At 59.8% G+C, this 14,361-nt stretch carries 13 protein-coding genes; 5 read left to right on the top strand and 8 right to left on the bottom strand.

What is annotated here, in order from left to right:
• Positions 1-63: 63 nt before the first annotated feature.
• The 5 genes from EL18_RS16440 to EL18_RS16420 form a co-directional block, all read right to left on the bottom strand.
• A complete protein-coding gene (locus EL18_RS16440; protein ID WP_036486798.1) occupies positions 64-1,302 on the bottom strand; it encodes a saccharopine dehydrogenase family protein in 1,239 nt (412 codons plus the stop codon).
• Positions 1,303-1,347: 45 nt separating this feature from the next.
• Entirely contained in the window at positions 1,348-2,445 is a 1,098-nt protein-coding gene (gene nspC, locus EL18_RS16435; RefSeq protein WP_036486797.1) for a carboxynorspermidine decarboxylase, read from the bottom strand.
• A gap of 175 nt (positions 2,446-2,620) precedes the next feature.
• A complete protein-coding gene (locus EL18_RS16430; RefSeq protein WP_036486796.1) occupies positions 2,621-3,568 on the bottom strand; it encodes a substrate-binding domain-containing protein in 948 nt (315 codons plus the stop codon).
• Between the two features lie 62 nt (positions 3,569-3,630).
• Positions 3,631-4,656: an ABC transporter permease gene (locus tag EL18_RS16425; protein WP_036486794.1), complete on the bottom strand. Its 1,026-nt coding sequence runs from the start codon at positions 4,654-4,656 to the stop codon at positions 3,631-3,633.
• A complete protein-coding gene (locus EL18_RS16420) occupies positions 4,637-6,178 on the bottom strand; it encodes a sugar ABC transporter ATP-binding protein (RefSeq protein ID WP_036486793.1) in 1,542 nt (513 codons plus the stop codon). The genes EL18_RS16425 and EL18_RS16420 overlap by 20 nt, the downstream gene beginning before the upstream one ends.
• Positions 6,179-6,372: 194 nt before the next feature.
• Here EL18_RS16420 and EL18_RS16415 point away from each other — a divergent pair, with 194 nt between their 5' ends.
• Positions 6,373-7,431 (top strand): LacI family DNA-binding transcriptional regulator, encoded by a 1,059-nt coding sequence (locus tag EL18_RS16415; protein ID WP_280113670.1) that lies wholly within the window; start codon positions 6,373-6,375, stop codon positions 7,429-7,431.
• 3 nt (positions 7,432-7,434) lie between these two features.
• Here the strand turns inward: EL18_RS16415 and EL18_RS16410 are convergent, their stop codons facing one another.
• From EL18_RS16410 to EL18_RS16400, 3 genes are all read right to left on the bottom strand, one after another.
• Positions 7,435-8,037: a pyridoxamine 5'-phosphate oxidase family protein gene (locus EL18_RS16410; RefSeq protein ID WP_036486792.1), complete on the bottom strand. Its 603-nt coding sequence runs from the start codon at positions 8,035-8,037 to the stop codon at positions 7,435-7,437.
• Between the two features lie 62 nt (positions 8,038-8,099).
• Positions 8,100-9,101 (bottom strand): NAD(P)H-dependent flavin oxidoreductase, encoded by a 1,002-nt coding sequence (locus EL18_RS16405; RefSeq protein WP_036486789.1) that lies wholly within the window; start codon positions 9,099-9,101, stop codon positions 8,100-8,102.
• A gap of 174 nt (positions 9,102-9,275) precedes the next feature.
• Positions 9,276-9,977: a GntR family transcriptional regulator gene (locus EL18_RS16400; protein ID WP_036486786.1), complete on the bottom strand. Its 702-nt coding sequence runs from the start codon at positions 9,975-9,977 to the stop codon at positions 9,276-9,278.
• Between the two features lie 87 nt (positions 9,978-10,064).
• On the opposite strand from EL18_RS16400, the gene uxaC reads away from it, so the two are divergent.
• The 4 genes from uxaC to EL18_RS16380 all read left to right on the top strand — a co-directional run bounded on the left by uxaC (position 10,065) and on the right by EL18_RS16380 (position 14,351).
• The gene (gene uxaC / locus EL18_RS16395) at positions 10,065-11,471 is read left to right on the top strand and encodes a glucuronate isomerase (RefSeq protein WP_036486784.1); all 1,407 of its coding nucleotides are present in this window, start codon (positions 10,065-10,067) and stop codon (positions 11,469-11,471) included.
• A gap of 23 nt (positions 11,472-11,494) precedes the next feature.
• Positions 11,495-12,475, top strand: coding sequence for a TRAP transporter substrate-binding protein (locus EL18_RS16390; protein WP_036486782.1), 981 nt, complete (start codon positions 11,495-11,497; stop codon positions 12,473-12,475).
• Positions 12,476-12,539: 64 nt separating this feature from the next.
• A complete protein-coding gene (locus EL18_RS16385) occupies positions 12,540-13,067 on the top strand; it encodes a TRAP transporter small permease (protein WP_036486779.1) in 528 nt (175 codons plus the stop codon).
• A 3-nt stretch (positions 13,068-13,070) separates the two neighbouring features.
• Complete coding sequence (locus EL18_RS16380; RefSeq protein WP_036486777.1) at positions 13,071-14,351, top strand: TRAP transporter large permease; 1,281 nt, start codon at positions 13,071-13,073, stop codon at positions 14,349-14,351.
• The last annotated feature ends 10 nt before the right edge of the window (positions 14,352-14,361 follow it).

The raw sequence follows: 14,361 nt of genomic DNA, 5'->3' as shown, positions 1-14,361 counted from the left end.
TGAATTAAAAAAGGCGGCACCCTCGGGCGCCGCCTTTCCGCAGTCTCGTACTATCCGCGGGGATCAGAATTTCAACGCACGGTCCTCTTCGTCTTCGCGCAGGCGGGTTGGCAGGCCCATTTCGTTAAGGAGACCGAGGAAGGGCTGGGGTGGGAGCTGTTCCACATTGACCATCTTCTTCACGTCCCAGTCGCCCTTGGCGATGAGTAGTGCGGCTGCGACCGGTGGCACGCCGGCGGTGTAGGAGATGCCCTGGCTGCCGACTTCGGCATAGGCTTCCTCGTGGTCAGCCACATTGTAGATGAAGACCTCGCGGTCCTTGCCATCCTTCTTGCCCTTCACCAGGTCGCCGATGCAGGTCTTGCCGGTATAATCGGGGGCAAGCGATGATGGATCGGGCAGAACGGCCTTCACCACCTTCAGAGGCACGACTTCCAGACCCTCGGCGGTAGTGACAGGCTGCTCGGACAGAAGGCCCAGATTCTTCAGCACCGTGAAGACCTGGACGTAACGGTCGCCAAAGCCCATCCAGAAGCGGACGTTGGGAATGCCCATATTCTGCGAGATGGAATGCACCTCGTCATGGCCAGTCATATATGTGGTCTGGGTGCCGACGGTGGGCAGATCCCATTCCTTGCGGATCTCGAACATCTGGTTCGATTTCCACTCATTGTCCTGCCAGGAATAGACTTGGCCCGTGAATTCGCGGAAATTGATTTCCGGATCGAAATTCGTGGAGAACCAGCGCCCGTGGCTGCCGGCATTGACGTCGATGATGTCGATATCGGTGATTTCGTCGAAATATTCATCCGCTGCAAGCGCGGCATAGGCGTTCACCACGCCGGGGTCAAAGCCCGCACCGAGCACGGCGGTAACCCCTGCCTTCTCGCATTCCTCGCGGCGCTTCCATTCGTAATTGGCGTACCATGGCGGCGTCTCGCAGATCTTGAGCGGGTCTTCGTGGATGGCAGTGTCGATATAGGCCGCACCCGTTTCGATACAGGCTGAGAGCACGCTCATATTCACGAAAGCGGAGCCGACATTGATGACAATCTGGCTGCCGGTCTTCTCGATCAGCGCCCTGGTGGCGGCAACATCCATGGCGTCGAGCGCGTGGGCCTTGAGCTTGCCTTCCACCTTCATCGCCTTCTTCTCGTGGACCGAGGCGATGATCTTCTCGCATTTGGAGACGGTGCGCGAAGCGATATGAATATCGCAAAGCACGTCATTATGCTGCGCGCATTTATGCGCCACGACCTGCGCCACACCACCGGCGCCGACAATCAACACGTTCTTTTTCATCTTCGCGGTCGTCTCCTTGTTACCCTGTCACTTCGCCCCAGCCTGTCACGAGAGGCTGGCCCTGTAATCCTCGTAGCCAAATTCGCGCACCGTGCGCACTTTGCCATCCGGTTCGCGGATGGCGATTGCGGGCATGCGTACGCCGTTAAACCAGTTCTTCTTGACCATGGTATAACCGGCTGCATCCTGAATGGAGATGCGGTCGCCCACCTTCACCGGTTCGGGGAAGCGGAACTCGCCAAAAATATCGCCCGCCAGGCAGGACTTGCCGCAGATGGTGACGAGATGCTCGCCCTCATCGGGCGCGATCTTGGCCTTCTCCCGATAGATCAGGAGGTCCAGCATATGGGCCTCGATCGAGGAGTCGACGATGGCAAGATCCTTGCCATTGTTGAGGGTGTCCAGAACAGTCACCTCCAGCGTGGTGGAATTGGTGATCGCGGCTTCGCCCGGCTCCAGATAGACCTGCACGCCAAACTTTTCCGAAAATGCCTTCAGCCGGGCGCAGAAGCGGTCGACCGGATAGTTCTCGCCCGTGAAATGGATGCCGCCGCCAAGGCTGACCCATTCGACGCGCTCCAGAAGCGTGCCGAAACGCTCCTCGATCTGAGAGAGCATGTTGTCGAAGAGGTCGAAATCCGCGTTCTCGCAGTTGTTGTGGATCATGAAGCCGGAAATGCGGTCCATGACCTTTTCGATCCTGGCGACATCCCATTCGCCCAGCCGCGAGAAGGGACGGGCGGGGTCTGCCAGATCGAAGCTTGAGGAGGAGATCTGCGGGTTGAGCCGCAGGCCGCGAACAATATCCTTCGCCGCATCTGAGTAACGCTCAAGCTGGCTGATGGAATTGAAGATGATCTTGTCGGCATAGGAGACGACCTCGTCGATCTCGTCGTCGCCATAGGCAACCGAATAGGCGTGCGTCTCGCCGCCGAATTTCTCATGCCCCAGATGCACCTCGTAGAGCGAGGAGGAAGTCGTGCCGTCCATATGCTCGCGCATCTGGTCGAAGACGCTCCAGGTCGCGAAGCATTTCAGCGCCAGAAGCGCCTTGGCGCCGGATTCCTTGCGCACGCGGTCGATGATCTCGAGATTGCGGGCAAGTTTGGCACGGTCGATCAGGTAATAGGGCGTGCGCAGCATCGGGTTTCTCCACAAGGTGCGGTCGCGTTGCGGCGGGTCATAGGCATATGGGGCTGAAAGAACAATAGGCGAGGGGTGTTTTGTTCGGGTGGAAGTCTCGTCGCGAAGCTGGATCGCAACAAAAAAGGGGGCGCCTTGCGGGCACCCCCTCTCTTCACGCCCGCTGATCGCAGGATCAGAACGGCGAATCCGGGAAGTAAAATTCTTCGGCGTTCTCGGGCGTGATCAGCGGGGCGCCGAGAATGTAGCGCCCGCGAACCGGTGCATTCGAGGTGTAGTTTGCGACGGTCACATCCATCGCGGTGGCGATCTGTGCCGGCGGATAGAGCACGTCGACGGGGACGAGCTCGTCGCCTTCCATCACGCCCTTGATGATCTCCTTCATGCCTGCACCACCAACCACGAACATCTCCTTCTCGCGGCCAGCCTGCTTGATGGCTTCGACCACACCGAGCGTGATGTCGTCGTCCTGCGCCCACACGCCGTCGATGTCGGGGAAGCGGGAGAGGAAGTCCTGCATGACCTCGAAGCCGTCATCGCGGTTCCAGTTTGCGAACTTGTTGTCCAGAACATTGATGCCCGAACCTTCGATCTCTGCCATGAAGGCGTCGAAGCGCTCGGTGTCCAGCACAGTCGGAATGCCGCGCAGGATGACGATATTGTCGCCTTCCTTCAGCCGCGACTTCATGTATTCGGCAGAGACTCGGCCCATCTCGGTATTATTGCCGGCGACATAGATGTCCTCGATGCCGGGCTCGGAAAGGCCGCGGTCGACAACGGTGATGAATGCGCCGGTCTGCTTCACCTGCTTGACGGGGTCGGTTAGCGGCTCGGATTCGAAAGGCAGCACGACAAGCGCGTCGATCTGGTGGACGGAAACAAGATCTTCCAGGTCGCTTGCCTGATCGCTTGGACCATTGGCGGTCACGATAATGATGTCGATATTCTCGTGCTGCGCCTCAAGGCGCTTTTCGGCTTCCTGTGCATGCCAGTTCAACCCGCCCATGAAGCCGTGGGTGGCGGCGGGAATGGATACGCCGATCTTGATCTTGTCCTGGGCAGCTGCCGCCCCGATCATGGCGGTCGAAACCACCAAGCCCGCCAGAAGTGTCTTCAATTTCATTGCAGGTACTCCTCCCTGAGATGATTGGTGCCTCCTCCGGCACCGTTTCTCCGCTTTCGCGGCTACTCCTGCGCCTTGCGCTTCGGCGCGCGCAGATTCCCCCGTTGCAGATAGACTGCAACCACGATGATGACGCCCTGGACCGCGCCGTTCAGATAATTCGAGATGATGTCGGTGAGGTTCAGGATATTGCCGATGGCCGTCAGGATCAGCGCGCCGATCACCGTGCCGCCGACGCGGCCGAAACCGCCTTTCAGCATCGTGCCGCCGATGATGACGGCAGCAATTGCTTCGAGCTCCCACAACACGCCGGTGGCGGATGATGCCGAGCCCAGACGCGGCACATAGATGATGGTGGCAAGCGAGACGCAAAGCCCCTGCAGCACATAGGTCCAGGTCTTCACGCGGTCGACCTTGATGGCCGAATAGCGCGCCACATGCTCGTTGGAGCCGATCGCCATGCAATAGCGGCCAAAGGCGGTGCGGTTCATCAGGATCCAGCCAATGATGGCGACACCGATGAACACCCAGACCGGGATGGGAATGCGCAGGAACGAGTCGTAATAGACCGGGCGGTAGATGTCGCGCGCGGCAGAGGCCAGGGACAGCGTGCCGCCATCGGCAAAATAGGTCACCAGCGAGCGGTAGATACCCATGGTACCAAGCGTGACGATGAAGGCTTCGATCTTGCCCTTGGTGGTCAGAAAGCCGTTGATGAAGCCGGCACCGATGCCGAGGATCAGCGAGCAGCCACAGCCGAGGATGACAGTCCACACGCTGACGCCCATCACGTCTATCGCGCCGTTCATGATGATGATCATCATGCCTGCCACGAAGGCCGCCATGGAGCCGACGGAAAGGTCGATGCCGCCTGCGGTGATGACGAATGTGGCGCCCACGGCAATGATGCCGATAAAGGCGGAGCGGGTCAGAAGGTTCGCCAGATTGCCTTCGCTCAGAAATGCCGGGTTCAGCGAATAGCCGAGCACGCACAGCACGATCAGCGCGACAAGCGGGCCTGCCGTCTTCAGGTCTATGCCGAAATTCCTCACCGGTTTCGCCGTTTCTTCACGCGCTGATACGCTCATGATCCCCATCCTGCTTGAGGCCTGCGGCGTAGCGCATGATTTCGGCCTCGGTTATTTCCTGCCCCTCGATCACACCCGCCACGCGCCCCTCGCGCATGACGACGACGCGGTGCGACAGCCCGATGATCTCGGGCATCTCCGACGAGATGACGATGATCGATTTTCCTTCAGCGGCCAGTGCCGCGATGATGTGATAGATCTGCTGCTTGGTGCCGACATCGATGCCGCGCGTCGGCTCGTCGATGATGATGATGTCAGGCTCGGTCTCCATCATCTTGCCCAGCATCAGCTTCTGCTGGTTGCCACCTGACAACTGCCCGACCTTGACCGAGGCGTCGCGCGCGCGGATGTCGAAACGGCGCACGGCCCGCGCCAGCGCCTCGTCCTCACTCGCTTCATTGATGAAAAGCCCGCGGGAGTGCTTCTTCAGCGTCAGAAGCGTCAGGTTGGGGCGAAGTCCCGTATTGAGCAAAAGCCCGCGGCCCTTGCGGTCCTTGGTCATATAGGCAAGCCCGCGGGCAATGCTCTGCGAGACTTCCGTGAAATGGACCGGCTCACCGTTGAGCTCGACCTTGCCGCTGTCCCTGTGCTGCAGGCCGACAATCGTCTCGGCAACTGCCGTGCGACCGGAGCCGATAAGACCGGCAAAGCCAACAATTTCCCCGCGTTTCAGCGTGAAGGACACATTTTCGATGCTCTCGCCGGAAAGGTTCTCGACCTTTAACACGACGGGGGCATCGACATCGGGTTCATGCTTGGGAGGATAAAGGTTTGAAAGCTCGCGTCCGACCATCATCTGCGCGATGGAATCGGGCGTCAGCGCCTCGGTGCCGACGGTGGCAATGTGCTGGCCGTCGCGCAGCACCGTCACGCGGTCGGCAAGGCGCATGACCTCGTCGAGCTTGTGCGAGATGAAGATGATGGAAACGCCCTTGGCCTTCAGCCGGTCCACCTGCTCGAAGAAGTTCTCGGTCTCGGCCTGGGAAAGAACGGCGGTCGGCTCGTCCATGATGAGCACGCGAGCATCGCGGCTGATCGCCTTGGCGACCTCCACCATCTGCTTGTCGGCGACGGAAAGGGAGTGGATGCGCGCATCGGGGTCGATGTCCACATGAAGCGTGTCAAGGATATGTCGCGCGGCTTCGCGCATCTCCTTCAGCTTCAGGAAGCCATGCGACTTCAGCTCACGGCCCAGGAAGATGGAATCGGCCACCGTCAGATGCTCGGCGAGATTTAGCTCCTGGTGAATGACCACGATGCCCAGCTTTTCGGCCTCGCCGTGCGGCGGCAGTTCGACCCGCTGACCATCGAGGCAGACATGGCCCGAGGTGGGCTGTTCCAGCCCGGACAGGATCTTGATGAGTGTGGATTTGCCCGCACCGTTTTCGCCGATAATGGCATGGCACTCGCCCTGGCGAATGTCGAAATCGATGCTGAAAAGCACCGGCACCTCGCCGAACGACTTGCTGATGCGTTCAGCAGACAGGATCACCGGGCCGCCGATTGTGTCGGCTGGCTGCATGACTGTCTCTCCTCCCAAGGGCAGTTTCCCGCCCGCTCCTGAACAATGATGTAAAGGTTTTCATTCCCGCTGTAAAGGTTTACATTGTGCGTTATCGGCAGGTAGAAACGATTTCGCTTTACCTGGCTGAAAGAAGCGCTGCATCTGCTTGGCGCTTCCCGTCGGTAGCGGGGAGGGGTGGAGGACGAGATCGGTTGAAGCACAAGAAGCTGGCCACCATTGAAGATGTTGCAGCCATGGCCGGCGTTTCCATCGCAACGGTGAGCCGGGCAATCAACGAGCCGACCAAGGTGGCCGATTCCACGCGTCGGCGCGTGGCTGATGCGGTTGCCCGCACGGGCTATACGACCAATGCCATGGCGCGCAGCTTGCGCATGCGCCGCTCCAACATGATCCTGATCCTTGCGCCCGATGTGGGTGATCCGAACTTCTCCAACATTCTCGTAGGACTGGAGACGGAAGCCAGCAAACGCGGCTATGGCATTCTCATCGGGAATACGCAGAACGATGCTGAGCGCGAAAGCGACTATCTGCGCTTCATCGCATCCAACCAGGCAGACGGGCTCATTCTCTTCACCGGGCACTTGCCCTATGGCATCGCGGGTAGGGATGTGGCCACACCGCTGCCGCCCATGGTGGCGGTATCCGAGCCCGTGCCGGACAGCGACATTCCCTTCATTGGCGTTGACAATGTGGAGGGCGCGCGGGTGGCGACCGAACATCTGATTGCGCAAGGGCATCGCCGCATTGCATTCATCGGTCGCTCCGCCTCGCGGTCCATCAATCAGATGCGCGAGGAGGGCTATCGCAAGGCATTGGCAGGGGCGGGGCTGGAGGTTGATCCAGCACTGATCATCGATTGCGACGGTTCAACCGAAAGCGGGCGGGCGGCGGCGGAACTTCTTTTCGTGCGCGACAGGCTGCCCACTGCCTTCATGTGCATCAATGATGCCGCGGCGCTTGGCGTGACGATAGCGTTGAACGCCCGTCGCTATGATCTGCCCCGTGACTTCTCTGTCATGGGCTTTGACGACATTTCCTTTGCCAGCTTCGTCACGCCCTCGCTGACCACCATGAAGCAGCCGCGCCTGAAGATCGGGGAGCGGGCGATGGATACGCTGCTCGCTCTTCTGGAAGGCCGCGATCCGCCGGAAAGGAAAGTTCTGTTGCGCGCGGAACTGATCGTGCGCAACTCGGTGGCTCCGCCGCTTCATCCCGCTTCAAGAGTGAAGCCCGGTCCCAGCCGGGGATAACGGCTACCACGTCAACGGCTTGGCATATTCGGGATAGTTGCGGTCATAGGCCTCGCCATCGAAAGTGGCATTCATCTCCTTGATGAAATCTCCGGCAGTGGGAAGCTGTGCACTCATGTCTTCACCCGACCAGAGGCGAGAGCGCATGATGGCCTTGGCGCATTGGAAATAGACTTCGCCGATGGTGACGACGGTGACCGTGGCAGGCGTCTTGCCGTTGCGTTCGAAGCCTTGGCGTGTTGCCTCATCGGCGGTGACGATGGCCGTGCCGTTCACCCGCACCACATTGTTGGAGCCCGGCACCATGAAGAGCAAGCTGACACGACCGTCAGCCACGATGTTGCGGAGGGAGTCGAGCCGGTTGTTGCCGCGCCAGTCCGGCAAAAGCAGGGTCTGGTCGTCGGCAATACGCACGACCGGCCCGTCATCGCCGCGCGGGCTTCCATCAGTGCCTTCCGGACCCACGGTGGCGAGGATCAGGAAGCGGGATGCGTCGATCCACTGGCGATAAAGGGGCGTGAGACGTGGCGTGACCTTGTCGCGGGCTGGCTGGCTGATGGTGCCATAGTGCGCTTCGAGTTCGGCTATATCCGCAATTGGCTGCATGTGCCCCATCCACCGGCAAGAGAGAGTTCGGGCGCGATCCTAGCGCTCGCGCCCGCAACCTTCTAGCTGGCAGATTCAAGCGCGTCGGCAATGATCTTGCGCTGCAACTCGCTCTGCGCCTCGCGATATTCGCGTTCAAGCTTGGCGACGTAGTCGCCGACCGAGAGCACCTCATCAACTGCGCCTATGCCCTGGCCCGATCCCCAGATCTCCTTCCAGCTCTTGGGCTTCTCGCCCTTGTCGGAAAAGTTCATGGTCGTGGGATCGCTCGAAGGCAGATTGTCCGGGTCCATGCCCGAAGCGGCGATGGACGGCTTGAGATAGTTGCCGTGAACCCCGGTGAAGTAGTTGGAATAGACGATATCGTCGGACGTGCCGTCGACGATCATCTGCTTGTAGGGCTCGACCGCATGGGCTTCCTTCGTGGCGATGAAGGCCGAGCCGATATAGGCAAGATCGGCGCCCATGGCCTGGGAAGCCAGAATGGCCTTGCCATTAGCGATGGAGCCGGAAAGTGCGAGCGGGCCGTCGAACCAGGAGCGGATTTCCTGCACCAGCGCAAAAGGCGAAATCGCGCCCGCATGGCCGCCCGCACCGGCTGCAACGGCAATCAACCCGTCCGCGCCCTTTTCGATCGCCTTCTTCGCAAATCGGTTGTTGATCACGTCATGGAGCGCGATACCACCACCGGCATGAGCAGCCTCGTTCAACTCAGGACGCGCGCCAAGTGAGGTGATCCAGATCGGCACCTTCCAGCGCATGCAGATCTCGATGTCGCGTTCCAGCCTTGCATTGGAGCGGTGGACGATCTGGTTGACCGCGAAGGGGGCTGCCGGTTGGTCGGGGTTCTCCTGATTGTGCCGGTCGAGTTCCTCGGTGATCCGTTTCAGCCACGCTTCGAGTTGTACCGGTTCGCCTTCCTTCTCGCGCGCATTGAGTGCGGGAAACGAGCCCACCACACCCGCCTTGCACTGGGCAATGACAAGCTCGGGACCGGAGACGATGAACATGGGTGAAGCAATCACCGGCAAGCGGAGATTGTTGAAGACTGCTGGTAGCGCCAAAGGTACCTCCCGTTTACGTTCACGTCAAAATACTGGTCCCGCGATCATTTGCAATGGAAGTTTTGGGCAGCGTGACATGCAGCAACGGGCAATTCCAGTCCGCAAGCGGAGGGAAGTTCCAATCCGCCAACGCCGCAACTGCGCTACCCTTGAGGGCAGCGCGGGAGGACCGGTCTACTCGTCATCATCGACGAAATAGTCGCGATGTTCGTCCTTCAGTCTTTCGATGACTGTCGCGATACGCGAGAGATGCTCGCGAATGATCTCCTGGATGGCGGTTTCGTCCTTGCGCTTCATCGCCTCCATCAGCGCGATATGATCATTGAGTGCGCGGTCGGCGCTGAAGGCAAGGCTGAGATAGCGCACACGGTCCATATGGGCCTTGAAGTCGCGGATCAGTTTCCAGGCATAGCCATGTCCCGCAACTTCGCAGATCTGCTTGTGGAACCGGTCGTCAAGTTCATGGAAGAGCACGCGGTTGCCGTCTTTTATGGCTTCGATCTGTTCGGCTACGAGCGCTTCCAGCTTAGCGCATTGTTTGCTGTCCATCGCAAGGGCAGCCGCCCGAACAGTCTCCAGCTCGATCGCGGTGCGCATGAAGGCTGCCTCACGCACGGCCTGCGGCGAGATATGAGTGACAACGGTTGCACGTTGCGGCCGGACCAGAAGAAAGCCGAGCTGTGACAGTCGGTAGAAGGCGTCGCGAACGGGTTGCCGGGAAACGCCCATCAGCTTCGAGACTTCCGCCTCGGAAATCTTTGTACCCGGCTCGATCCTCAACTCCACCACCTGCCGGTAAAGGGCGTCGAAAACAAGATCCGTGACCGATGGGCCGCGTGCTTCTTCTATGGGCCTCAAGGGCAGTTGGTCGAGCAACACACTCTCCGTTGACAGCATTCGCATACTAACATATTAGTTTATCAGAACAGCGCAAGTCTGGTGCACCTGGGGAGGAGCAGACAGTTGGCACTTCTGGATGAGGATAGGCTTTTTCCTGCGGAAGCGCGCAGCAGAGACATTGCGCGCAGCCTTTACTCGCATGTGCAGGACTTGCCGATCATCAGCCCTCACGGCCATACGGATCCGCGCTGGTATGCGGAAAACAAACCGTTTCCAGATCCCGCTGAATTGTTCGTGACACCTGATCACTACGTCTTCCGGATGTTGTTCTCGCAGGGGATCAACCTCGATGATCTTGGGGTACGGCGGGTGGACGGAACTGCTGGCGAGACCGATCCCCGTGCGGTCTGGCGCCTGTTTGCCCAGAACTATCACCTGTTTCGCGGAACGCCCAGCCGCTTGTGGCTGGATCACTCCTTTCAGGAGGTTTTCGGGCTTGAGGTTCCGCTGTCGGCAGCAACGGCGGATCACTACTATGATCATATCGCCGATTGTCTGAACAAACCGGAATTCCTGCCTCGCGCCCTGTTCGAGCGTTTCAATATCGAGGCCATCGCGACGACTGAAAGTCCACTCGACAATCTTGGATGGCATGAAATGATCGGCCAGTCCGGCTGGTCCGGCAAGGTTGTCACGACCTACCGGCCCGACGCGGTTGTCGATCCGGAATTCGAAAATTTTGCAGGCAATGTGACGGCGTTCGGCGAACTGACCGGATGCGACACGCAAAGCTGGAGCGGCTATCTCGAGGCGCACCGTCAGCGGCGCATCTTCTTCCGTCAGCACGGGGCGACGGCCAGCGACCATGGACATCCGACCGCTCGCACGGAAAATCTGCCTCCCAAGCAGGCCGAGCAGCTCTTCCTCAAGGCGCTTGCAGGCAACTGCAGCGCCGGGGAAGCTGACGCATTTCGTGGTCACATGCTGACCGAAATGGCACGAATGAGCCTTGATGACGGGCTCGTCATGCAGATCCATCCGGGCGCCCATCGCAATCATTCCATGCGGATGATGGCCCTTTATGGCCGGGACAAAGGCTTCGACATCCCCACCCGGACCGATTACGTGCAGGCACTCAAGCCGCTGCTTGACGCGGTGGGCACAGAGCCGAAGCTTTCGATCATCCTCTTTACCCTGGACGAGACCGCCTATGCGCGTGAACTGGCCCCGCTTGCCGGTGTCTATCCGGCGCTGAAGCTCGGCCCTGCCTGGTGGTTTCATGACAGTCCCGAAGGGATGATGCGCTTTCGCGAGATGACCACCGAAACCGCCGGTTTCTACAACACGGTCGGCTTCAATGACGACACACGTGCTTTTTGCTCGATTCCCGCCCGCCATGACGTGGCGCGGCGGGTGGATTGTGCCTTTCTGGCCAGGCTCGTCGCGGAGGGACGACTGGCGGAAGAAGAGGCGCATGAGGTCGCCCACGACCTCGCTTACCGGCTTGCCAAGCAGGCCTATCGGCTTTGATGCCAACTCAACGGGAGGAATCCATGAAGAATCTCAAGACATTCACCACCACGCTCCTTGCAGGTGTCGCCTTTGCAGGTGCTGCCGCGGCCTGTGAGATCACCCTGCGCTCGTCCGACACCCATCCCGAAGGCTATCCAACGGTGGCGGCCGTGGAGCATCTGGGCGAATTGGTGAAGGAGCGGACCGACGGTCGCGTATGCGTCGAGGTCTATCATTCCGCGCAGCTCGGCGAGGAAAAGGATACGATCGAGCAGACACAGTTCGGCGTGATCGACATGAACCGTGTCAGCATGGGGCCGTTCAACAACATCATCGAAGAGACGAAGGTCTTCTCGCTGCCCTATATCTTCCGCTCCACCGAACACATGCATCAGGTGCTTGATGGCGAGATCGGCCAGGATGTGCTGGCTGCGTTCGAGGATCACGATCTGATCGGTCTTGCCTATTACGATGCAGGCGCACGCTCCTTCTACAATTCGCAGAAGCCGGTGAAGACGCTGGAAGACCTCAAGGGCATGAAATTCCGCGTCATGCAGTCCGACGTTTTCGTGGACATGGTCAGTGCCCTTGGCGGCAACGCGACGCCCATGCCTTATGGCGAGGTCTACTCCTCGATCCAGACCGGCGTGATCGACGGCGCAGAGAACAACTGGCCGTCCTATGAGAGCTCCGGTCACTTCGAGGTGGCGAAATACTACACGCTCGACCAGCATCTGATGGTGCCGGAAGTGCTCGTCATGTCGAAGAAGAGCTGGGAAAAGCTGAGCGCCGAAGATCAGGAAGCACTGCGTGAAGCAGCACGCGAATCCGTGCCCTTCATGCGCAAGATGTGGGCCGAACGCGAGGAGGCTTCACGCGAGCAGGTGCTGAAGGCCGGTGCTGAGATCGTTGAAGAGGTCGACAAGACCGCATTCATCGACGCCATGAAGCCTGTCTACGAGAAGCACGTCACCTCCGACAATCTTAAGCAGATTGTCGAGCGCATCCAGGCGGTCAAGTAACGACCGGAAAAGGCGGGGGCGGAAGCCCCCGCCCATCCTTTCCTTCTTTCTCGGGAGACGCGCGTTGCGGTCCACCATGTTGCGTGCGGCGCATTTCACAGGTGCGCTGGCTACATTTTCACTCTGGGCATCCGGGATCGGTCTCGTCTTGATGACCGTTTTCATCACCTGGCAGGTCTTTGGCCGCTTCGTTTTGAACGACACGCCGACCTGGACCGAAAGCGTTTCGGTCATCATCATGGGATGGTTCATCTTTCTGGGTGCCGCAGTCGGCATCAGGGAAGGATATCACCTCAGCTTCGATGTGATGCTCCACATATTGCCGCGTCGCGTCCGAAAGATCCTGCACACGGTTTCGGACACGGTCGTGATTGCCTTTGGCGGCGGAATGGCGGGCTTTGGCCTGCAGCTTGCGCAACAGACATGGTCGAGCACGATCCCGAATGTCGGGTGGCCGGTGGGCGTGACCTATCTCGCGCTGGTTTTCGGCGGCTTCCTGATGGTTCTCTTCTCGATCGAGCGCGTCCTGCGCAGATTTGCAGGCCTTTCCACCGTCCGCTTTGCAGACATCGACAACACCGACGGCGACTGATCCATGGAACTCTATGTCCTTTTTGGCACCTTTACGGTGCTTCTGCTCATCGGCACGCCGGTCGCCTTCTGTCTCGGCACGGCTTCCTTCGCCACAATCGTCTATCTGGGCCTGCCGCCGGTGGTTGTGTTCCAACGCCTGAATTCCGGCGTCTCGGTCTTCGCGCTGATGGCCATCCCGTTCTTCATCTATGCCGGCGTCCTGATGGTGCGCGGCGACATCGCGCGCAGGCTTGTCGCACTGGCTGGAACCTGGGTCGGCAGTTTCCGCGGCGGGCTTGGACAGGTGAACATCGTCGCCTCCGTGCTTTTCGGAGGCGTGTCGGGTTCCGCAGCCGCTGACGCATCGGCCATCGGCGGTCTGATGATCCCGCAGATGCGCGACAAGGGATATGACGTCGACTATGCGGTGAATGTCACCGTGGTATCCTCGATCATCGCGCTGATGCTGCCGCCTTCACACAATCTCATCATCTATTCCATCTCCGGCGGCGGGCGCATCTCGATCGCCGATCTGTTCACCGCCGGCATCATTCCGGGCATCATCCTGGCCCTGTCGCTGATGACGGCAGCCTGGTTCGTCGCGAAGAAACACAATTATCCGACAGAGCCTTTCCCCGGCTTCCGGATCATGGGCTCGCTCTTCATCGGCGCGGTGCCGGGGCTGATCCTGATCGCGATCATTTTCGGTGGTGTGCGTTCGGGCGTATTTACCGCGTCGGAAAGCTCGTGCATCGCGGTTGTCTACGCCTTCCTCATCACTGCACTCGCCTATCGCACGCTGAGCTGGGAAGCCTTCACCGATGCGACTTTCGCGGCAGTGCGCACCACTGCGATGGTGCTGCTCGTCATCGGCTGTGCGGCGTCCTTCGGCTGGCTTCTGGCCTATCTGCGCGTGCCGGCGGAACTGGTGGTCTTCCTGCAGGGTCTCTCGGAAAACCCCTTCGTCATCCTGCTGATGATCAATATCGCGCTTCTGGTGCTGGGCACCTTCATGGACATGTCGCCGCTGATCGTCATCACGACGCCGATCTTCCTGCCGGTTGCCGTGGCCTTTGGCGTCGACCCGGTTCATTTCGGGATCATCATGATCCTCAATCTGGGGATCGGCCTTTGCACACCGCCTGTCGGTGCGGTGCTGTTCGTTGGCTGTGCGGTGGGCAATGTGCCTGTGTGGCAGGCCGTGCGCAGCATCTGGCCGTTCTACTTCGCTGCACTCGCCACGCTTCTGCTCGTCACCTACATCCCCGCGCTTTCGCTGTGGCTGCCCGCGCTCTTCCGTTGATGGAGAAAAG

Source organism: Nitratireductor basaltis (assembly GCF_000733725.1).
Taxonomy (GTDB): Bacteria; Pseudomonadota; Alphaproteobacteria; order Rhizobiales; family Rhizobiaceae; genus Chelativorans; species Chelativorans basaltis.
This window is presented reverse-complemented; position numbering and strand designations above follow the sequence as displayed.